This is a genomic window from Halomonas sp. KHS3 (assembly GCF_000830495.1).
Taxonomy (GTDB): domain Bacteria; phylum Pseudomonadota; class Gammaproteobacteria; order Pseudomonadales; family Halomonadaceae; genus Vreelandella; species Vreelandella titanicae.
The window spans coordinates 68468-89840 of record NZ_JWHY01000003.1; the positions used below are offsets into that span (position 1 = coordinate 68468).

At 55.8% G+C, this 21373-nt stretch carries 21 protein-coding genes; 14 read left to right on the forward strand and 7 right to left on the reverse strand.

The features are described from left to right. Positions 1-9 precede the first annotated feature (9 nt). A complete protein-coding gene (locus RO22_RS09120) occupies positions 10-438 on the reverse strand; it encodes a secondary thiamine-phosphate synthase enzyme YjbQ (RefSeq protein WP_039859676.1) in 429 nt (142 codons plus the stop codon). A 129-nt stretch (positions 439-567) separates the two neighbouring features. Between RO22_RS09120 and RO22_RS09125 the strand changes: the two genes are divergently transcribed. Further along, the gene (locus RO22_RS09125; RefSeq protein ID WP_022522704.1) at positions 568-1104 is read left to right on the forward strand and encodes a lipocalin family protein; all 537 of its coding nucleotides are present in this window, start codon (positions 568-570) and stop codon (positions 1102-1104) included. Between the two features lie 11 nt (positions 1105-1115). On the opposite strand, the gene RO22_RS09130 is transcribed toward RO22_RS09125, so the two are convergent. Then, the gene (locus RO22_RS09130) at positions 1116-2057 is read right to left on the reverse strand and encodes a LysR family transcriptional regulator (RefSeq protein ID WP_041158168.1); all 942 of its coding nucleotides are present in this window, start codon (positions 2055-2057) and stop codon (positions 1116-1118) included. 156 nt (positions 2058-2213) lie between these two features. On the opposite strand from RO22_RS09130, the gene RO22_RS09135 reads away from it, so the two are divergent. Both RO22_RS09135 and RO22_RS09140 read left to right on the forward strand, forming a co-directional pair. Beyond that, positions 2214-3287: a tartrate dehydrogenase gene (locus tag RO22_RS09135; RefSeq protein ID WP_009287642.1), complete on the forward strand. Its 1074-nt coding sequence runs from the start codon at positions 2214-2216 to the stop codon at positions 3285-3287. Between the two features lie 160 nt (positions 3288-3447). Beyond that, positions 3448-4476, forward strand: coding sequence for an SMP-30/gluconolactonase/LRE family protein (locus tag RO22_RS09140; RefSeq protein WP_041158169.1), 1029 nt, complete (start codon positions 3448-3450; stop codon positions 4474-4476). A 106-nt stretch (positions 4477-4582) separates the two neighbouring features. On the opposite strand, the gene wrbA is transcribed toward RO22_RS09140, so the two are convergent. Continuing rightward, the gene (wrbA, locus tag RO22_RS09145) at positions 4583-5182 is read right to left on the reverse strand and encodes an NAD(P)H:quinone oxidoreductase (protein WP_041158170.1); all 600 of its coding nucleotides are present in this window, start codon (positions 5180-5182) and stop codon (positions 4583-4585) included. A gap of 231 nt (positions 5183-5413) precedes the next feature. Between wrbA and RO22_RS09150 the strand changes: the two genes are divergently transcribed. The 7 genes from RO22_RS09150 to RO22_RS09180 all read left to right on the forward strand — a co-directional run bounded on the left by RO22_RS09150 (position 5414) and on the right by RO22_RS09180 (position 11384). After that, a complete protein-coding gene (locus RO22_RS09150) occupies positions 5414-5854 on the forward strand; it encodes a hemerythrin domain-containing protein (protein ID WP_022522700.1) in 441 nt (146 codons plus the stop codon). A gap of 233 nt (positions 5855-6087) precedes the next feature. Next, positions 6088-7065 (forward strand): succinylglutamate desuccinylase, encoded by a 978-nt coding sequence (locus RO22_RS09155; RefSeq protein WP_022522699.1) that lies wholly within the window; start codon positions 6088-6090, stop codon positions 7063-7065. A 211-nt stretch (positions 7066-7276) separates the two neighbouring features. Then, positions 7277-8047, forward strand: a complete 771-nt coding sequence (locus tag RO22_RS09160) for an ABC transporter ATP-binding protein (protein ID WP_022522698.1) — start codon at positions 7277-7279, stop codon at positions 8045-8047. Between the two features lie 15 nt (positions 8048-8062). Beyond that, positions 8063-8767: an ABC transporter permease gene (locus RO22_RS09165; protein ID WP_027960125.1), complete on the forward strand. Its 705-nt coding sequence runs from the start codon at positions 8063-8065 to the stop codon at positions 8765-8767. Beyond that, complete coding sequence (locus tag RO22_RS09170) at positions 8767-9498, forward strand: ABC transporter permease (protein ID WP_022522697.1); 732 nt, start codon at positions 8767-8769, stop codon at positions 9496-9498. Before RO22_RS09165 ends, RO22_RS09170 begins: the two co-directional genes overlap by 1 nt. Before the next feature lie 176 nt (positions 9499-9674). Beyond that, positions 9675-10442 carry a transporter substrate-binding domain-containing protein gene (locus tag RO22_RS09175; RefSeq protein ID WP_009287639.1) on the forward strand — a complete coding sequence of 256 codons (768 nt, stop codon included), beginning with the start codon at positions 9675-9677 and terminating at the stop codon, positions 10440-10442. Positions 10443-10580: 138 nt separating this feature from the next. Then, positions 10581-11384, forward strand: a complete 804-nt coding sequence (locus tag RO22_RS09180) for a TraX family protein (RefSeq protein WP_041158171.1) — start codon at positions 10581-10583, stop codon at positions 11382-11384. 148 nt (positions 11385-11532) lie between these two features. Here the strand turns inward: RO22_RS09180 and RO22_RS09185 are convergent, their stop codons facing one another. Together RO22_RS09185 and purE are read right to left on the reverse strand one after the other, a co-directional pair. Beyond that, the gene (locus tag RO22_RS09185; RefSeq protein ID WP_041158172.1) at positions 11533-12672 is read right to left on the reverse strand and encodes a 5-(carboxyamino)imidazole ribonucleotide synthase; all 1140 of its coding nucleotides are present in this window, start codon (positions 12670-12672) and stop codon (positions 11533-11535) included. Between the two features lie 11 nt (positions 12673-12683). Further along, positions 12684-13199: a 5-(carboxyamino)imidazole ribonucleotide mutase gene (gene purE, locus RO22_RS09190; RefSeq protein ID WP_022522693.1), complete on the reverse strand. Its 516-nt coding sequence runs from the start codon at positions 13197-13199 to the stop codon at positions 12684-12686. Positions 13200-13418: 219 nt separating this feature from the next. On the opposite strand from purE, the gene RO22_RS09195 reads away from it, so the two are divergent. Next, positions 13419-13691: an XRE family transcriptional regulator gene (locus RO22_RS09195; protein ID WP_008958942.1), complete on the forward strand. Its 273-nt coding sequence runs from the start codon at positions 13419-13421 to the stop codon at positions 13689-13691. 127 nt (positions 13692-13818) lie between these two features. On the opposite strand, the gene chrA is transcribed toward RO22_RS09195, so the two are convergent. Both chrA and ilvD read right to left on the reverse strand, forming a co-directional pair. Beyond that, complete coding sequence (gene chrA, locus RO22_RS09200) at positions 13819-15012, reverse strand: chromate efflux transporter (protein WP_200890240.1); 1194 nt, start codon at positions 15010-15012, stop codon at positions 13819-13821. Between the two features lie 112 nt (positions 15013-15124). After that, positions 15125-16807, reverse strand: coding sequence for a dihydroxy-acid dehydratase (gene ilvD / locus RO22_RS09205; RefSeq protein ID WP_009287633.1), 1683 nt, complete (start codon positions 16805-16807; stop codon positions 15125-15127). Between the two features lie 172 nt (positions 16808-16979). On the opposite strand from ilvD, the gene RO22_RS09210 reads away from it, so the two are divergent. From RO22_RS09210 to recC, 3 genes are all read left to right on the forward strand, one after another. Then, the gene (locus RO22_RS09210; RefSeq protein WP_022522690.1) at positions 16980-17276 is read left to right on the forward strand and encodes a type II toxin-antitoxin system RelE/ParE family toxin; all 297 of its coding nucleotides are present in this window, start codon (positions 16980-16982) and stop codon (positions 17274-17276) included. Positions 17277-17280: 4 nt separating this feature from the next. Next, positions 17281-17595: an addiction module antidote protein gene (locus RO22_RS09215; protein WP_022522689.1), complete on the forward strand. Its 315-nt coding sequence runs from the start codon at positions 17281-17283 to the stop codon at positions 17593-17595. 146 nt (positions 17596-17741) lie between these two features. Continuing rightward, the gene (gene recC / locus RO22_RS09220) at positions 17742-21371 is read left to right on the forward strand and encodes an exodeoxyribonuclease V subunit gamma (protein WP_041158174.1); all 3630 of its coding nucleotides are present in this window, start codon (positions 17742-17744) and stop codon (positions 21369-21371) included. The last annotated feature ends 2 nt before the right edge of the window (positions 21372-21373 follow it).

A 21373-nucleotide genomic window follows, 5' to 3' on the forward strand; every position in this document is an offset into this window, starting at 1 on the left:
CGCGCCAAGCTAGCGCGCTTCACACCCGTTTAGGGTGGCCAGTAATCGACGTGGCCCAGCCTGATTGCGGTGTTCTCCCAGCCATATGCCCTGCCAAGTACCTAAAGCCAGGCGTCCATCGCGCACCGCTAGCGTAAGCTGTGTACCCAGCAGGCTGGCGGCTACATGGGCGGGCATATCATCAGGCCCTTCCAGAGTGTGGTGGAAATAGGGTAAATCTTCGGGCACCAGTCGACGCAGAAAAGCATCTAAATCGTGGCGCACATCCGGATCAGTGTTCTCATTGAGCGTTAACGAGGCAGAAGTGTGCATCAGCTGTAAATGCAGCATGCCAGCCTGGCAGTCACTTAAACAAGGCAGTGCGCGGGCCACATCATCCGTAATCAAATGAAAGCCGCGCGCCATTTCGGGCAAATGAATCTCTTGTTGGCACCACATACACACTCCTTTATTTGTTATGTAAACGAAAACACTCCATCACCGCCTTCTCCTGCTGTATGGCAAAATAGCAACAGATAGCACTAACCATAGTCGATCACCCTCGAATCATCGCCAAGGAGCGCGTTAATGAAAACCCTGCTAGGAAGCAGCATCGTTAGTATGACCCTACTCACCGGCTGCACTGGCATTCCGGATGGCACGCAGCCAGTAACAGACTTTGAGCTAGACCGCTACCTGGGCCAGTGGTTCGAAATTGCCCGCCTGGATCACTCCTTTGAACGCGGTCTTGATTGCGTGACCGCTACTTACAGCCTGCGCGATGATGGCGGTGTTCGAGTAATCAACCGTGGTTACAACCTTGAAGAGCAAGAGTGGGATGAGGCTGAAGGCCGCGCCTACTTTATTGACGATGAAAGCGTTGGGCGCTTAAAGGTAAGCTTCTTTGGCCCCTTTTACGGCGGCTATAACGTCCTTGAGCTGGATGAGGAGTACCAGTGGGCGTTAGTGGCAGGCCCTAACCGCGACTACTTGTGGATACTTTCACGTACAGCGGAAATGGATAGCGCGACAGAAGGACGCCTGCGTCAGCGAGCAGCCGAGCTGGAGTTCCCTACTGAAGAGCTGATTGATGTTAACCAAAGCGAGGCTTGTCCTAGCCGATAAGCAGCTTCTGATTAGCTCCCTTCAGGCAATATTGGTACCCGCCCCGCTATCTCTCGCTGAACATAGTCAATAAAAGCGCGCAGCCGGGCGGGCACATGGCGACGTTGTTCAAACACCGCATAAAAATCTGCCCGCACCCCCTGCCAGCCTGGCAACAGCGCTACCAATGCGCCACTGGCAAGGTGCTCGTTAACGTCCCACCAGGAGCGCAGCATGACACCGTGGCCGTCCAAGGCCAGGCGGGTAATGACCTCTCCATCGTTGCTGGCTAATCGACCGCTGACCTTTATCGACTGTGTCTGCCCAGGCAGTCCTTTGGCAGGCTGAGCGACTTGTTCAAAGCGCCAGAGGGGGAAATCACTGTCGTTCTCGCGAATCACCAAACAAGCGTGCTGCTGTAAATCTGCCGGTACTTGCAAAGACGGCGCCTGGGCAATGTAGGCAGGCGACGCACAGAGCACCCGCCGATTGGCCAGAATACGCCGAGCGACCAAGCGGGACTCCGGTGGCTCGCCCACGCGAATACCAATATCAAAGCCGTGATCGCTCAGATTGAGCGGAAAATTGGTTAACTCCAACCACCCTTCCACCTCGGGGTGATCGGCACAAAAGCGGGACAGCAGTGGCGCAATATGGCGGCGCCCAAAGCCAAAAGTGGCGTTTACCCGCAAACGTCCGCTAAGCGCCTGATCGACTCCCTCACCCAGTGAATTTTCCAGCTCATCCAACTCATCTAAAATCAGCGCGCCACGGGCCAAATAGCGCTCACCCTCTGCGGTTAGCGTCAATCGCCGCGTGGTGCGAGCCGCGAGCTCTACTCCCAGGCGCGCCTCCAACTGTTTTAGCCGCTTGCTTACAGCCGAGAGCGATAGCCCCAGCTCGCGAGCAGTCGCCGTCAGGCTTCCCGCCCGCGCCAAGTGCTGAAAAAACGCCAAATCATCCAGGTGCGCCATATCGCTCCTCAGTCATTCTGCACTTTCACGCAACAATAACTTGAATGGTAGCCTGATTATCTCCATCAAAATAGCCGCTACACTCTATTTACTATTCACGACTCACGACTCACGACTCACAAGCATAAAAAGTAACTAACAAGGTAAGGAACCACTATGACCCACCGTATTGCCATTATCGCCGGTGACGGCATCGGCACCGAAGTCATGCCTGAAGGCATCCGCGCCCTTGAAGCGACCGCCAAGCGCTTTAATCTTGATCTTGAGTTCACCACCTTTGAGTTTGGCAGCTGCGACTATTACCTGGAACACGGCAAAATGCTGCCGGATGATTGGTTTGAGCAGTTAAAAGGTTTTGATGCGCTGTTTTATGGCGCTGTGGGCTGGCCCGACAAAGTACCCGACCATATTTCCCTGTGGGGCTCACTGCTGCAATTCCGGCGCCGCTTTGATCAGTACATCAACCTGCGCCCCTGCAAGCTCATGCCCGGCATTAAAAGCCCGCTAGCAGGCCGTAAACCCGGGGATATCGACTTTTACGTGGTGCGTGAGAACACTGAAGGCGAGTACTCAAGCGTTGGTGGCAAAATGTTTGAAGGCACCGACCGTGAAGTGGTCATTCAAGACACGGTCATGACCCGCACCGGCGTAGACCGCGTATTGAAATACGCCTTTGAACTGGCCCAAACTCGCCCGCGTAAAAAGCTCACCTCCGCGACCAAGTCCAACGGCATCTCAATCACTATGCCGTATTGGGATGAACGTGTGGTCGAAATGGCGAAGGGCTACCCTGAAATCGCGGTGGATAAATTTCATATCGATATTCTTACCGCCAACTTCGTTCTCCACCCGGATTGGTTTGATGTCGTCGTGGGCAGCAATCTGTTTGGCGATATTCTTTCTGATCTCGGCCCCGCCTGCACCGGCACGATAGGCATTGCCCCTTCAGCCAACATCAACCCAGAAGGCAACTTTCCGAGCTTGTTCGAGCCAGTACACGGCAGCGCGCCGGATATCGCCGGTAAGGGTATTGCCAACCCTATCGGTCAAATTTGGTCAGGCGCCATGATGCTGGAGCACCTCGGTTACAAAGAAGCCGGTGACGCAATAGTCACGGCCATTGAGGAAGTATTGAGCGAAGGGGATGCCACCGTACTTACCCGCGATGTGGGTGGAGAAGGCACCACTGCAAGCCTAGGCAAGGCGATTGCCAACGCTATTTCGCACTGACACACATATGGCATAAAGATTGGCTGTCTGGTTGAATCCAACCGGGCAGCCAATGTATGTTTTTTAATCGCTTATGTTCTACATTTGTCCTGAGGGTGGAAGAAACATCAGTTTCACTTCGCTCATAACAACATCAACAAACAACCATCAGGACAATGCTATGAAACTTGGACGCCGTCAGTTCCTTTCGGCATCGGCCGCCCTGGCCGCTGTTGGCACATCGCCCCAGCTTTTTGCTTTGCAGAGCTCACAAGGTTCCACCCCGGAACGATACCCAATCGATGCCTGGAAAGTCGAAGATTCCCGCTTTAGTGATTACATGATTTTTAACAGTCCTCTAGAACGCCACTGGAGTGGAGGTCTGTGGACAGAGGGGCCAGCATGGAACGCCGTAGGTCGTTATGTTGTTTTCAGCGACATACCTCGTGCCAAGCAGATGCGCTGGGACGAATCCACTGGTCAAGTCAGCGTATTGAGAGACAATGTCGGCCACTCTAACGGTAATACCTTCGATCATCAGGGGCGGCTAATTGCTTGCGAGCACTATCCCTCACGCGTTTTACGCTACGAGTGGGACGGCAGCACAACGGTGCTCGCAGAGCGCTATCAGGGCAAACCGCTCAATGCCCCTAATGACGTGGTGGCACTGCCCTCGGGTGGAGTGATCTTCACTGATCCAGGCTATGGTGCTCACTTCGACTACGAGGGCAAAAAACGAGACCTGGAGCTAGAAACGGCCATCTATTACGTCGATGACAGCCTGGATGAGCCCATCATGCTGACCGACGATATTTATAAGCCAAACGGTATTGTATTAACGCCGGATGGCGAAGGGTTCTACGCCAGTGACAGTGCCCCCACCCATTTCGACGAACCCGCGCGAATTATTCGCTGGTCGCTGGGTGAAGATGGTCGCAGTGTCAGTAACCGGCAAGTTATCGTGACCAGCGAAGACACGATTTTCGACGGCATGACCTGCGACGTGGATGGCAATATCTGGTCAAGTGCCAATGGTGGTGAAGGTATCGACGGAGTAGTGGTTTTCTCACCGGAAGGCACCTTGCTGGGCCGAGTATTGCTACCTGAAGTCTGCTCGAACGTGTGTTTTGCGGGCAAGAGCCGCAATCGACTATTTATGACGGCCAGCCAATCCGTCTACACAATTTACACGGCGGCACGTGGAGCGTAGTAAGACTATAATCCCAGCCAATATCCCAGCCCAAAAAAGCCTCGCCGGATATATCCAGCGAGGCTTTTACATGGCTGACTCGTATATGTCTTGGCTAGTGAACTAATTAACTGGCCAGTTTAGCCGCCGTTTTCGCGACCAACTCGCCCTGGAAACGGGCGATTTTCAGCTCACGCTCGTCAGGTTGGCGTGAGCCATCACCACCAGCAATGGTTGCGGCGCCGTAAGGCGTACCGCCGCTGACTTTGGAAATATCAAATTGCTCTTCGAGACCGTAACCAATCGGCACGATGATCATGCCGTGGTGGGCCAGCGTGGTCCAAGTAGAGGTGATGGTCATCTCATCACCGCCGCCAGTACCGGTAGAAGTGAACACGCTAGCGACTTTGCCACGCAGAGCACCGTTCGCCCACAGGCCACCGGTCTGATCCAGAAAGGTACGCATTTGACCGGCCATATTCCCAAAGCGGGTGGGCGTACCGAAAATGATCGCATCGTAATCGGCAAGCTCTTGAGGCGTCGCTTCCGGCGTGTCGTAATCCTGCTTACCGCCTGCATTCTTGAACGCCTCTTCAGGCATGGTTTCAGGAACGCGTTTCACCGCCACCTCAACACCGCTCACACCCTTTGCGCCTTCTGCCACGGCCTGAGCCAGCGTATCAATATGGCCATACATGGAATAATAAAGTACCAGTACCTTTGTCATTACTATCTCCTTCACTTATGAATAGTGCAGTTATGAGTAGTGCAGTGAGCGTCGCCTAAAGTGGGCGTCGCCTAATAAGTAGTAAACACAACATAGCGCACTCAAGCATAGAAAAAAGCGAATGTTTTCGTCCGTGGGCGTCGATTTCATCGACGAACGCCATCTTGCACTTTACGCCAACCACCACTAGCTTTTGACTTGCCTACATCAAACGTATCCAAGGAGTCTGGAATGACGATTTTTGAAGCCCTGCGCAAGGATCACGATATTCAGCGCGACCTGCTCGCCCGCTTAGTTGAAACACATGGAGACAGCGATGAGCGAGATAAACTGTATCAGCAGGTACGGGCAGAGCTGCATTATCACGCCGCTGCCGAAGAGCGGGCGCTCTATATCCCAATGATGTCAATCGACCTGACTCAGGAAAAAGCCCGCCATAGCGTTGCCGAACATCATGAAATTGATGAGCTTTTAGAACTGCTTGATGAAACTGACTACAGTGCAACCCACTGGTTGACCCACGCCAAACAGCTCCAGGATTTAGTCACTCACCACCTGGATGAAGAAGAGCAAGAGGTTTTCCAGCTGGCGGGCCGTGGCCTGCAAGATAAACAAAAGACATCGCTTGCTAGCGAGTACCAGGAAGAAATGCAGCGCCAGCGTTCAGCGTAACGTGATGAACAAATTGAAAAACGCTCATGCACCCCATGGGCGTTTTTTGCTGTTAGCGATTAAATAAAGCCACTTTTCAGCTTCCGCGTGTTTCATGAAGACGCTTTTTCACGAATACGCTAGGGTTTTACACGCGAACGACCTGCGGGCTTGTGGCATACGCCCAGCGTGGTAAACCTAGGCTCGCTTTTATACTGACAACGATACTCAAAACAGTTAACTGAGGAGCGACAATGCTAGGCCAATGGCTCGACTGGTCGCTTGATGGGCAACTCCCCACCGCCAGCCAAGGCGTCTTCGCCAGCGGCACTTATCATTTGCATGCGCCTGGTATTTTGGAGCTCACCCCTAACACGGTAAGCCAAAGCGCCCACACGTGCATTTTTTCAGCGGCGATCCATGGCAATGAAACCGCACCGGTTGAACTGGTGGGTGAATGGTTAAGCGGCGTAGAAGCGGGCAGCATATCGCTCGGCGCTCCTGTGCTGGTGATTTTAGGCAACCTGCCCGCGCTTAAGGCGCAGCAGCGTTTCCTTACCACCAATTTAAACCGGCTGTTTAGCCGCGAACTAGCCGCCAAGGGCGAGGAGCCAGATCGCGCCAGGCAATTAATGGCCGCGGTGGATAGTTTTTATGCCCGCCATGCCGGGCGCCCCAAACTGCACTACGACCTACATACCGCAATTCGGGATAGCCGCTACCCCCGTTTTGTAGTGGAGCCTTTTGCCGAATCCTCCACCGATGCTGAGCAGTGGGGCTGGCTGGCGGCGGCGGGTATGCAGGCGGTGCTGCACCAACATCAGCACAGCTGGACATTCTCCCACTACAGCAAGCACTATCACGCCGCTCAGGCATTTACCTTTGAGCTAGGGCGGGTAGCGCCTTTTGGCCACAACGATATGGCATCATTACAACCGATGCGTACACTACTCACCGCGCTTAGTGAAGGACATACGCCACCCAATCAGCCCGCCACGCAAATGCAGTTTTTCCAGGTTCAACACGAATTAATGCGTCACTCGGAGGACTTTACACTCTGTTTTGCCGAGGACACAGCCAACTTCAGCCGCTTTGAGCCCGGCACTCTGCTGGCCCAAGACGGTAAGTCGGGTGAGTTTCGGGTAGGCGATACGCCCCTTCATGTGGTGTTTCCTAACGCACAAGTAGAGGTGGGCGCCCGTGCCGCGCTGTTGGTGGCGCCTATCGTTTAACCCCCCAAGCAGGATCTACTTTAGCCAAGACAATAACAATGGTGAGGCGACAACAGGACCCTCGACGTCGATACGACTATCGTCGAGTGCATAATGTTAGAAGGAAAGCGCGCATAATGCGCCCAGCCTGATAGAATCGCCCCTTTTTCGCGCCAGCCGCATCAAACAAACCCACTTGTTGCTGCGGCAACTCTGTACTGGAGCCAATGATATGGCCGCTACGCCTACTCCCCTTGAAGTGCGTAATATTAAAAAACGCTTTGGCGATACGGAAGTTCTGAAAGGTCTTTCATTACAAGCCCAAAAGGGCGATGTGATTACCCTGATTGGTGCCTCTGGATCGGGTAAAAGTACTTTTTTGCGCTGCATGAACTTGCTTGAACAGCCCGACGATGGCGACCTCATTGTCCATGGCGAACCCATTCGCTTTAAGACCACGAAGCACGGCCGCGAACCTGAAGATTGGAAGCAGGTGGTACAAATGCGCGCCAAGCTCTCCATGGTGTTCCAGAGCTTTAACCTGTGGGCCCACATGACGCTGCTCGAAAACATCATCGAAGCGCCGATTCATGTGCTGAAAAAACCCAAAAAAGAAGCCTTGGAGCACGCCCATGCACTGCTCGATCGGGTTGGCTTAACGGCCCGCGCCAACGCCTACCCAGCACAGATGTCCGGCGGCCAACAGCAGCGCGGCGCTATTGCCCGCGCACTGGCGATGGATCCAGAAGTGATGCTGTTTGACGAACCCACCTCCGCCCTTGACCCGGAATTGGTCGGTGACGTATTGAAAGTCATGCACGACCTCGCTGAAGAGGGGCGCACCATGGTCGTGGTGACTCACGAGATGGGGTTTGCCCGTGATGTCTCTAGCCAAGTGATTTACCTTCACCAGGGCCTGGTGGAAGAGGCTGGCCCGCCCGATCAAGTGTTAGGCAACCCGCAATCACCGCGCCTGCAGCAATTCCTGGCACCTAATTACTGATCCGCGAGGCTGACCATGATTGATTTACAAGGGTATGGCCCCCGGCTGATCGAAGGGGCTGGCGTCACCATCCAATTAGCGGTGTTGTCGCTGATTTTAGCGATTATTTTAGGGCTCCTGACCGCCAGCGCGAAGATGTCGCGCAACTGGTTAGCTCATCGTCTTGCCACGCTTTACACCACACTTATTCGCGGTGTGCCCGACCTCGTGTTGATGATGCTGTTTTTTTTCGGCGGCCAAATTGGCGTCAACATGATCACCGACTGGATTTACTACTCGTTCGATATCGATATTTTTATCAATATTAATGCCTTCGTCGCGGGCGTTGTCACCATTGGGCTAATCTTCGGGGCCTATATGGGGGAAACCTTTCGCGGCGCTTTTATGGCGGTCGATAATGGGCAAATCGAAGCAGGTAAAGCCTATGGCATGAGCGATGGGCTGGTTTTTCGTCGCGTCCGTTTTCCGCAGATGATGCGCCATGCACTGCCTGGCCTTTCCAACAACTGGATGGTATTGCTCAAAACCACCGCACTGGTCTCGGTAATCGGGCTTTCTGATATGGTGCGTGTCGCCTCAGAAGCCTCTAAAGCGACGCGCGAACCTTTCACTTTCATGATTATTGTCGCGCTTATCTATCTGCTCATCGCCAGCGTTTCGGAATGGATCTTTGCTCGTCTGCAAAAACGCTACAACATTGGCTATGGGGAGGCAGACTAATGACCGCTTTCATGACATGGCTCGAAAATCAGCTTGCCGAGAACAGTATTTTCACGCTGCAAACGCTTTCCTACTATGGCGATGGGTTGACCACCACGGTGCAACTGGTCTTTTTATCGCTGGTCATTGGCTTAATCGCTGCGGTACCCCTTGCCATTGGGCGTGGTTCAAAACACGCCTGGATTAAGTGGCCTATTTTTGCTTACACCTATGTTTTTCGTGGCACACCGCTACTCATCCAACTCTACCTGATTTATTACGGCGTGGTGTTCGTGGACGGAATCCAAGAAAGTTGGCTATGGGTGATACTTGAAGAACCGTTCGTTCCCGCACTCATTGCATTTACCCTCAACACCGCCGCCTATACGACCGAGATTTTTCGCGGCGCGATTAAGTCTACCTCGAAAGGTGAAATTGAAGCGGCTCGTGCCTATGGCATGTCACCTCAGCAGACCATGCGGCGCATTATTATCCCCAGCGCTTTTCGTCGCGCACTGCCGGCCTACGGCAACGAAGTCATTTTCATGCTACATGCCAGCGCTATTGCCAGCGTAGTGACGATTATGGACCTGACCGGCGCGGCGCGCTTTGTATATGCGCGTTTTTATGCACCTTTTGACGCATTCTTGTTTGTGGCAGCGATATACCTGTGTTTAACCTTCACCATCCTGTATCTCTTTCGTTATCTAGAAAAAAAGCTGCTCGCACATCTACAGCCACAGAACTCCTAGTGTGAAACAAACGTTGGTTTACGAATCATCAAGCGCTTTTCGTCAACGCCGAGTTAGGATAAGTTATCAATGATCATCACAACGCAACCTGTGACTAACGTGGTCAACGCCATATAGGCAACGCCATCATTAGGCGGTGGTTGCTTAGATGAACTCTGCTTCCAAGGAGATACATAATGAAAAAACTGCTGTCTGTCTCACTGCTAGGCTTAGCCGTTGCAGCAAGCGCCGCCCAGGCGCAAGAAGACCAACTACGTATCGGGGTTGATGTGCCTTACGAGCCGATGGAATATCGCACGCCGGATGGCGAGCTGACCGGCTTTGATATCGACCTGGGCAACGCCCTCTGCGAGCGTATCGGCGTTGAATGTGAATGGGTTGTACAGGGCTGGGACGGCATTATCCCGGGTCTCATGGCACGTAAATACGACGCTATTATGTCCTCCATGACGATCAATGATGACCGTCGCGAGCAAGTGCTGTTCTCTGACCCCTACATCACCCCACCGTCCGCCTGGTTTGCTCCTGAAGGCACCGACCTTGATGCAACCAATGAAGAGTCGCTCGCCGGCATGACCATCGGCGTTCAGCGCGGCACTCTGCAGGACAATTACGTCACCGACATGTATGGCGATGTCGCCGACATCAACCGCTATTCTACCGCCGATGACATGGTGCTGGACATGGAGTCCGAGCGTTTGGACATCTTGTTCCTCGACTACCCAGTCGGTAAGTCCACGTTACTGGATAGCGAAGAAGGCAACTACGTTGTTGTCGGCGAGATGCTCACCGAACCTAAAGAGTATTTTGGTGATGGCTTTGGTATCGCGTTCCGTCAACGCGACGAAGCACTCGCTGAGCAGTTCAACGAAGCCCTGGCTGAAGTGAAAGAAGACGGCACTTACGACGAGATCTACAACCGTTATTTCGGTGGGCAAGAGTAAGCATCACAGCAAGCCTTAGTGTCCATCACCCCGGCAACCGCCGGGGTGATGCGTTTCTACCTAACGCTGAAAATTCAGTGAACTAGGTAAAGCTACCTCTGTCTGTGTATCATCGAGCATGTTCAACACGGAGGTTTTATGGCTCACCCGACTAGCCCACATGCAGGCACGCTACCTCGCCTCTCTTCTCACTGGACCGGCTGGGGGCAGTGGCTGGCGCTGATCACCATGACCGTGGATCACCTCACTCGCTATGTGCTGCCCGGCGATTGGGATCTAAGCTGGGCCGGGTCTTCCATTGGCCGTATCGCCTTCCCGCTGTTTGCCGCCATGGTGGCCTGGCACGGGCTGTTTAATACCCGCAACCCACTGCGCTACTCGCGCCGAATTCTAATTATCGGCTTGGTTGCCCAACTCCCCTACATGATGATGCCACGCTCATCAGACGCATTTATCCTCAACGTCTGCTTTACCCTGGCCAGTGGTTTAACCTTAGGTGCGCTAGTGCGCCAAGGCTGGCAGCACTACCAGCAGCAAACGTTAGGTTTGCCCTGGTTGTTAGCCGGTGCAGCGGTAGGTGTGACCGTGTGGTACTTGCTCGGTTTTTGGGTGGAGTACGGGCACAACGGGCTGCTGCTGATTCCGCTATTAATGTTCGCGATGCACGCTTTGAGCCAAGCTGAAAACCATTTTCAAGCGCGCCTATGGGCAGGCTTGGCGGCGTTTCCGGCACTTTGGATTGCCGGGCAGATGAATGCCTCTGACATGGCCAAATCGTTTACCGTAGGTACGTGCCTCATCGTGCTGGTACTTGCTGCAGGCGCAGCGCAACGAATCCCCCCTGTCTACTTAGTGATGCCGCGGCGCTTATGGCTAGCGTGGTACCCCGGCCACTTTGCATTAATCGCTTTATGGGTGCTGCTAATTGGTCAATTGGCTTAAGCCCAGACGGCGTTCCAAAGGTCTGCCTAATGGCTGATTTTTGTTGTCGTTCCTTTTTAGCGTATTTAAGTATTTTTAGCGCTATAAGTTGTGTGGTTGGTCAACATGCGTAAAAAAGCCGTCTGGGCTAGGCAGACGGCTTTAGAAACTACTGTTTAATGGCGAAGCTCAACGCAGCCGGCGGTGCCTCGGGCAGTAAGGCACTGCAGACGTCAACTTTTTCCAGCAGCTCGGCATGGTTAGGCGCAAGAATATTGACGTGGGCAAGCTTACGACCAGGGCGCTCTGCTTTGTCGTAGCGATGCAGGTGCGTATTGGCAAGCGCTAGAATCGCTGCGTTGTCGCCTTCACGACCAACCACGTTAATCATGCAGGTGGGCGCAATCGCCTGGGTATCACCTAAGGGCAAGCCCTGTATCGCGCGCAGGTGGTTTTCAAACTGGCTGGTCACTGCGCCGTCCATCGTCCAGTGACCGGAGTTATGCACGCGAGGCGCCATTTCGTTAGCGAGCAGGCTGCCATCGCGGGTTTGAAACAGCTCTAGCGCTAGCACGCCCACGTAATCCAGTTCATCCAGCAGCGCACGAATATAGCCATCAGCGGTTTGCTGCACGCTGGCATCCAGATCAGGCAGCGGCGCCACGGAGTAGCGCAGGATGCCATCCACATGCTGGTTCTCGGCCATGGGGTAGAACACCACCTCACCATCACGACCGCGCACGGCAATCATCGAGACTTCCCGCACGAAATCGACAAATGCTTCAACAACTAACTGAGAGTGGCCAATAGCACTCCACGCCTCGCCAGCCTGCTCGGGCTGCTTCAATACCGCCTGCCCCTTGCCGTCGTAGCCTTCAGTGACCGATTTAGCCACCACCGGGCAACCCAACTCACGGGCGGCGGCTTCAAGCTGCTCGGCGCTCTGCACTACCCGGTAAGCAGGGGTCGGAATGCCTAGACGATCAAACAGTGTCTTCTCTTCGACCCGGTTCTGGCACACTTCAATGGCACGACTGCTGGGATAAACCGGCTTGTGCTGCTCAATTTCGCGCAACAGTTGAACGGGCAGGTGTTCGAACTCGTAGGTCACTACATCAACCTTGGCCAAAAACTCAGCCAGGTGCTGGTTATTAGGATCGACAATTACATCGCCAATTCCAGCACTGGGATTACCCGTAGTATCTAAAAAAGTGAAACGATTACCCAGCGGATAACCCGCTAGCGCCAACATGCGGCCTAATTGACCTGCACCCAGTACGCCAATGTTTTTTGCAATACCAGAGTTCATAGCCAGACTCCTTATTCCGCTTCCGGCTCGGGGCGCGGGTCAGGGTTGTCGAGAACTTTCTGAGTCTGCTCGGCGCGAAACGCTTCAACCGCGCTGCGTACGGTCGCATCTTGCAGGCCAACGATCTGCGCTGCTAACAACCCTGCGTTGGTCGCGCCCGCTTTACCAATCGCCAAGGTGCCCACTGCGATGCCGCCGGGCATCTGGGCAATGGAGAGCAGCGAATCCAAACCTTTTAGCGCTTTCGACTCCACCGGCACACCCAGTACCGGGAGTGGCGTTTGCGAGGCCACCATACCTGGCAAGTGAGCAGCACCGCCCGCGCCTGCCACAATTACCTGCAAACCGCGCTCGGCAGCGCTCTTGGCATAGTCAAACAGCAGGTCAGGTGTACGGTGTGCTGACACCACGCGAGTTTCATAAGCCACGCCCAAACGCTCCAGCATGGAAACAGCGTGCTCCATGACTGGCCAGTCGGACTTGGATCCCATGATCACGCCCACCTTGGGTGCGCTGTTCGACGACATGCAAAACTCCTCGGCCCAACGGCCTATAAAAAGCGAAACTAAATTAAAAAACAGCGTGCGCCGAGTCAGGCACACATCAAAATAGGAAGGCGAATAGTCTACCAGAGCTAGCCCGTTTGCGGGCGTTGCCGAGGTCGCGAAATTTTCATCAAAATAGGCATTGAAATGCGCACCGGTTGGCGGCATTGTGTGTTTGTCATTTCAGACTGATGGAGCCACATGAGCACGGCACGCGCAACTGCCACTGCGGAACAGCTTGATCCTCCGCGAAGCAGCCCTGACCTCGACGTCAGGGAACTTGAAAAACGTACGCGATTAATGCGTATTATCACGCGTCTGATCGCCGTATCAGACTTAGGAAGCCGAGAAATTGCCCGCCGGGCAGGGCTTCCCGTTCAGAAAATCAGCGACCTGCTCGCCGGAAGGCTTGAGCATCTGGGAGTGGATGAACTTCACGCCCTGCGTCGCACCTTAGAGCTGGAGGCGCCATAGCAGACACTTTTTCTGCTGTTCCCACTTCTCCACTCCACGCAGGCCGCCTCCCGGCGGTCTGCCAAGAAAGCTTTTTTTCACGCCTACCCCAATCCCGAGATTACTTCACTTCGTTCGTAATGACGGCTCATGGCGCAATCGCAATACCCCCAAACGCTACAACAACCACCACTACCCAAGCGGGCAGCTTCCATACGGTTAATAGCAAGAAACCGGTTAACGCCAGGGCAAACTCCTCTGCACCAATGATCGCACTCGTCCACACCGGCTGATAAAGCGCTGCGCCTAAAATGCCTACCACCGCCGCATTGGCACCGCGCATTAGCGCCTGGGCACTGCCCCACTGACGAAATTGATTCCAAAACGGCAGCACGCCCACTAACAGCAAAAAGCCGGGGATAAAGATTGCCAGCAGCGCCAGCAAAGCACCGACTAAACCATTGATACCGGGCAGCAGCGCGCCTAAGTAAGCCGCAAACGTAAACAGCGGCCCCGGTACCGCCTGGGCGGCACCGTAACCAGCCAAAAACTCATCCGACGTAAGCCAACCCGACTGCACCACTTCCGCTTCCAACAGCGGAAGCACTACGTGCCCGCCACCAAACACTAATGCGCCTGAACGGTAAAACGCATCGGCGATATCCAGCCAAACCGCCATCCCCGCCAATAACGGCAGCAGAATCAACAGCCCTGCGAATACCCCCAGCGCCACCATGCCTGCCTTACGCGTCACCGGAAAATGCAGCGACTCACTTGCCGTAGCGGCAGCGCTATCGCGACACAGTGTTAGCCCGGCTAAGCCCCCCAACACAATCGCCGACACCTGACCCAGTGGGCCACTGACCAGCACCACCGTAAATACCGCCGCAAGCGCGATTCCCGTGCGGGTTTTATCCGGGCAGAGATTACGCGCCATGCCCCACACCGCGTGGGCAACAATCGCCACCGCCACCACTTTTAAGCCATGGATAATGCCACTGCCAATAGGGCCATCCAGCACCGCCGCGCCAAACGCAAACAGCACCAGGATAATCGCCGAGGGCAGTGTAAACGCCAGCCACGCCATGGCAGCCCCCCAAGGCCCCGCGCGCAATAGGCCAAGAGCAAAGCCCACCTGGCTGCTGGCGGGCCCCGGTAAGAACTGACACAGCGCCACTAGATCAGCATAGGCCTGCTCAGAGAGCCACTGGCGCCGTTCCACAAAGGCCGTGCGAAAATACCCCAGGTGCGCTACCGGGCCGCCAAAAGAAGTTAAGCCGAGTGCTAAAAATATCCAAAACACCTCACCTATGCGCTCGCTTGCCTGCGATTGCTCCACCATTTCGGCCACCTGTTATCCCAATAAAAAAGCGCAAGGCTTTTATACTAAGCCTTGCGCTTTAATTCTTTATGACAGCGCGCTCATGAGGATACGCTCATAACGACAACACGGATTACTCCTGGTCGGTCACCGCGCCGGTGCTGGCCGAGCTAACCAAACGCGCATACTTAGCCAGCACACCGCGTGTATAGCGGGGTTCTGGCTGCTGCCAGGCGGCGCGACGGCGCATCAGCTCTTCATCGGAGAGATCAACGTCGATGGTATCCGCTTCAGCATCGATGGTGATGGTATCGCCATCTTTCACCAGCGCCAACGGGCCGCCGTCAAAAGCTTCTGGTGACACATGGCCGACCACAAAACCGTGGCTGCCACCGGAGAAGCGCCCATCGGTAATTAGCGCCACATCGTTACCCAAACCACGGCCCATAATCGCCGAGGTCGGTGTGAGCATTTCACGCATGCCGGGGCCACCTTTCGGCCCTTCATAGCGAATCACCACCACATCGCCGGCAACGACGGTGCCATCGTTAATACGCGCCTGGGCCTCTTCTTCCGAGCCAAATACCCGCGCTGAACCAGAGAAGCGAGTGCCCTCCTTCCCGGTAATCTTCGCTACCGCGCCTTCCGGTGCCAAGTTGCCGTAGAGCATGCGCAGATGGCTTTCCGTTTTAATCGGATTACCCAGCGATGCAATAATCGGCGGTTCAGCAGGGTAAGGCTCAACCTCAGCAAGGTTCTCTTCCAACGTTTTGCCGGTGACGGTCAAGCAGTTGCCGTTGAGCAAGCCCGCATCCAATAGCATTCTCATCAGCGGCTGAATACCGCCAATCGCCACCAGCTCACTCATCATGTAGTGGCCGCTGGGGCGCAGGTCGGCAAGCACCGGTACGCGCTTACCTATTTCAGTGAAATCGGACAGTGACAGTTCAACGCCGATGGTGCGCGCCATGGCAATAAGGTGCAGCACCGCATTGGTAGAGCCACCCAAAGCAATGACGACAGTTATCGCGTTCTCGAACGCCTCGCGGGTCATAATATCGGAGGGTTTGATATCGTCCGCCAGCAGCGCCAGCACCGCCTCGCCCGCCGCTTTGCAGTCGTCACGCTTCTCTTGGGAGATGGCATTTTGCGCCGAGCTACCCGGCAGGCTCATGCCCAAGGCTTCAATCGCCGACGCCATGGTGTTGGCGGTGTACATGCCGCCACAGGAGCCAGGGCCAGGGATCGCCGTTTCTTCGATGTTCTTAAGCTCAATCAGGTCGATATCACCACGGGAGTGCGCACCCATCGCCTCGAAGACCGAAACGATATCGGTATGCCCCTTGCCGGGCATAATGGTGCCGCCATAGACGAACACGCTGGGGCGATTCAAACGCGCCAGGCCCATCAGACAGCCCGGCATGTTTTTATCACAACCGCCAATGGCGACTAAGCCATCAAAGCCTTCACAACCGGCGACGGTTTCGATGGAGTCGGCGATCACCTCCCGCGACACCAGTGAATACTTCATCCCTTCGGTGCCGTTGGCAATACCATCGGAAATGGTGATGGTATTGAAAATAACACCTTTACCACCGCCTGCATCGGCACCGTCACGGGCAAACTCAGCCAGCTCGTTAATATGACTATTGCAGGGCGTCACCATGCTCCAGGTAGAGGCAATACCCACCTGAGGCTTCTTGAAATCGGCATCCGTAAAGCCCACGGCGCGCAGCATGGCGCGGCTAGCGGCTTTGCCTGGGCCATCGACCACTTGGGAAGAGTGACGACGGGAGTTTTGCGATGAATCAGACATTAGAAATCTCTCTTAGCGTTGTTCACGGTATCCGCATAGCTTGGCGATATATATCGCATCCCGCAAGATGATTAACTTCTGACACCATAGCGTTCCCCCCATCGTTTCTTTGCTTTTGATCAGACGTCAACCAAAGTTGACACTCTCAGAACTGCCAACTATAGTTATCACCATGATCGAGTTGATTAAAACCGATGTCTTCGATAGATGGCTACGCGAGCTTCGCGATATCCGTGCCCGCGCCAAGGTTGAAGCCCGCATCCGACGTTTGAGTCTGGGCAACCCTGGAGATGTGAAGCCGGTCGGTAAAGGCGTTTCTGAACTGCGAATTCCTTATGGGCCAGGCTACCGCGTCTATTATATTACCAAGGGGCCAGTAATCGTGGTTCTGCTGTGCGGTGGTGATAAAGCCACCCAATCCCACGATATCGAACTAGCCAAAGCCATTGCCGCGCAATGGAAGGAGTAACACCATGACCGTTCCTAATGTCACTTTCAGTCACTACGATACTGCTGATTATCTTCAAACTGAGGAGGATATTGCGGCCTATCTTGATGCAGTAATGGAAGAAAATGATCCTGCTCTTCTTGCCGCCGCACTTGGTGATATCGCCCGTGCTCGCAACATGAGCCAACTCGCCAAAGACGTAGGCATGAGCCGTGAAGGGCTTTACAAAGCCCTATCGGGGGAAGGAAACCCGGCTTTTGCGACCATTAGCAAAGTAGCCAACTCCTTGGGGTTGCGCCTATCTATTAAACCGCTATCGCGGCCAGAAGCGGGCAGCTAGAGCGCTTATCGCCCATTCCTTGCTTTTAGCAACACCTCTGACCAGTGAGTTCGGCTGATCTTGCCGGTGCCTCATTCCCAAACGTCAACATATCCTAGTCATCCCGCCCCTGCCGTAAAGGAATGATTAACTAAGGAACATCGTGCATGTCTGCAAACTCGCTGCTCTCGCAAACGCCGTTAACGCCAGGCTTTATGGTGGTACATGCCAATCGCCTGGAAGATTTGCGCGGTTTGGCGGTGGAGTGGATGCGCCGACATCCGCTCTCGCCGCTGGAGAACGAGACCATTCTGGTGCAGAGCAACGGCATTGGGCAGTGGCTAAAACTGGCGCTAGCGGAGGATCCGGCCCAAGGCGGTGCAGGCATAGCAGCAGCATTGAACGTCACGCTGCCTGCGCGTTTTCTATGGCAGGCCTATCGCACGGTGCTGACTCACTTAACGCACGACGAGCACGCAGTGCCCGAAACCTCGCCGTTTGATAAATCGCGGTTGATATGGCGCTTATTGCGCCTGCTGCCCAGCCTTGCCGAGCAGGAAGCTTTTGCGCCGCTGGCACGCTTTTTAGAAGTGGATCGCGACCAGCGCAAGCACTACCAATTGGCCGAGCGGCTGGCGGATCTGTTCGATCAGTACCAGGTGTATCGCGCCGACTGGCTGGACGCCTGGGCCAAGGGCAACGATGTACTCATCACTGCCCGGGGCGAAGCCCGCCCGCTGGAAGCACACCAGCTGTGGCAGCCAGAGCTATGGCGCGCACTGCGCGACGATGTGGCTAATAATCTAGGCGAGGCGGGCCTTAATAGCAGCCGCGCCCAGGTGCACAGCCGCTTTCTGGAAGCCGCCGTTCAGCTTGAAGGCCAAGCGTGCCCACCCGGCCTGCCCCGGCGATTGATTATTTTCGGCATCTCATCGCTGCCGCAACAGACGTTAGAAGCCCTGGCGGCGCTGTCGCGCTGCTGCCAGATCGTGCTCTGCGTGCACAACCCCTGCCAGTACTACTGGGCGGATATCATCGAGCACAAAGACCTGCTCCGCGCCAGCCGCTACCGCCAGCGGCGCAAGGCCGGCATGCCCGACGCCCTGGATGTGCTGGGCACCGGTGATGCCGACGACGCCCTGCACCTGCACGCCCAACAGCTGCTGGCCGCCTGGGGCAAACAGGGGCGCGACTACCTGCGCCTGCTAGACGAACACGACGACGCGGGCAACTACCAAACCCTATTCGAGCAGCAGGCGCTGCGCATCGACATGTTCGAGCCCTTCAGCGGCGAAGAGCGCAACTGCCTGCTCAGCCAGCTACAGGACGATATTCGCGAGCTGCGACCGGTAGCGGAGACCCAAACCCACTGGCCCGCGCTAGACCCGGCCAGCGACGACTCCATCGTGTTTCATATCGCCCACGGCCCCCAGCGGGAAGTGGAGATACTTCACGATCAGCTGCTGGCGGCCTTCAGCGCCGACCCGGATCTGCGCCCGCGGGATATCATCGTCATGGTGCCGGATATCGACCGCTACGCGCCGCATATTGAAGCCGTATTCGGCCAGTACCGCTCCGCCTTCGGTAGCTACAACGCGAACGCTAGACCCGACGACCCGCGCTACATTCCCTATACTCTGTCGGATCAGGCCAGCCGCCACCGCCTACCGATGATGATTGCGTTGGAAAAACTGCTGCGCCTACCGGAGCTGCGCCTTTCAGTGAGCGACCTGCTCGACTTGCTGGAAGTCCCCGCGCTGCGCGCACGCTTTGGCATCGATGAACACGACCTGCCCACCCTCAGCCGCTGGATCGAGGGTGCAGGCATCCGCTGGGGGCTCAATGCCGAGCAGCGCACCCGGCTGGATCTACCCGAAGGGCTAACTCAGAACACCTGGGCCTTTGGCCTGCGCCGGTTGCTACTGGGGTATACGGTGGGAAGTGCAGAGGCGTGGCAAGGCATCGAGCCATTCGATGATATCGGCGGGCTGGAAGCCTCTTTGGCAGGCCCGCTGGCAAATCTGCTGGAAAAACTGGAAAGCACCTGGGAAACCTTCTGCCAGCCCACCGACGCCGCCAGCTGGGTGGCCCGGCTGCGTGAACTGCTGGAAACCTACTTCTTGACCGACGACGCTCAAGAGAGCGTCATGCTCACCAAGCTGGAAACCGCGCTACAGCAGCTGTTGGACAGCACCGAAGAGGCCGAGCTTTTTGACCCGCTGCCGCTCTCCATGGTACGTGAACACTGGCTAGGGCAAATCGACGAACATAGTCTTTCCCAGCGCTTCCTGGCGGGCGCGGTCAACTTCGCCACCCTCATGCCCATGCGCGCCATTCCGTTTAAGCGGGTGTGTTTATTGGGCATGAACGACGGCGAGTACCCCCGTTCCCAGCCGCCGCTGGACTTTGACTTGATGGGCAGCGACTACCGCCCCGGCGACCGCTCGCGGCGGGAAGACGACCGCTACCTGTTTCTGGAAGCGCTGCTCTCTGCCCGCCAGCAGCTTTATATTAGCTGGGTGGGCCGCAGCCAGATCGACAACAACCCCATGCCGCCCTCGGTGCTGGTCGGTCAGTTGCGCGACCACCTGGAAGCGGGCTGGCACACGCAAAACGGCGAGCCGCTGCTGGAAGCGTTAACCACCGAGCACCCGCTGCAACCGTTTAGCCGCCGCTACTTCTCTTCCCAGGCCAGCGACTCCCCCGCTCAAGCGCGACTGTTCACATACGCTCACGAGTGGCACGCCCTGCACGCACCGCGAAGCGAAAGCCAATCAGGCGAGAGACCAGCAACGCTTAAACCAGACAGCGAACAGCAGAGCACGTTAACCCTGAACCAGCTAGGCAGCTTTCTACGCGAACCCGCCAAGGCGTTTTTCAACACCCGTCTGGGGGTCTACTTCGAGCAAGAAGAGCTTACCCAACTGGATGTAGAGCCCTTCACTTTGGACGGGCTACAGAACTGGCAGTTGCAGGATCAGTTAATCGCCGCCCAGCGCCACGCCGTGGATAACGGCCTGCCGCGAGTGGAAGCCCTGCACGCAGCACTGGAACGCTTTAAAGGCCAGGGCGTGCTAGCCGTGGGTGCCTTTGGCGAGCGAATGCGCGAAGCACTGGCAGAACCAATGGACGCCCTGTTTGGCGCCTACGAAGAAGCGTTGCAAGAGTGGCCACAAGTAGTAGCGGCGCCCCAAGCGGTGCATGTTGTTGAAAGCGCTGAGGGGCAGGTAACGCTGGAAGATTGGCTGGGAGAGCTTCGCCAGGATGACGCGGGCAACCGCTGCCGCCTGCTACTGCTCAGCAGTAGTTTAATCAGCCAAGGGCGTGGCCGCGGTCAATATCGCTGGCAGCACCTGCTACGCCCTTGGGTCGCCCACTTAGCGGGCAATGCCAAACACCCGATGACTACCCAGCTACTCTCAAAAGCAGGCCATGTGCGCTTGGAGCCTTTAGACACCGAAAATGCCCGCTACCAGCTAGATGCCCTACTCAGCGCCTGGTGCGATGGCATGCAGGCCCCGCTACCGCTGGCTCCGCAAGCCGCTTTCGCCTGGCTGGCCAAACAAGGCACGCCGGAATTGGAAGCCGATAGCGCAAGGGAAAGCGATGCCTACGCCGCCGCCGAAACCGCCTACGAAGGCGGACGCTTTCAAACCGGCGAAGTCGCCCAAAGCGCCTACCTCTCCCACCAATGGCCGAGCTTTGAAAAGCTATTCAACGAGGATGCTCTGGGTCACAACTTCGCCACGCTGGCCGAAGCGCTCTATGCGCCACTGCACCGATCAGTGAAAAATTAGGG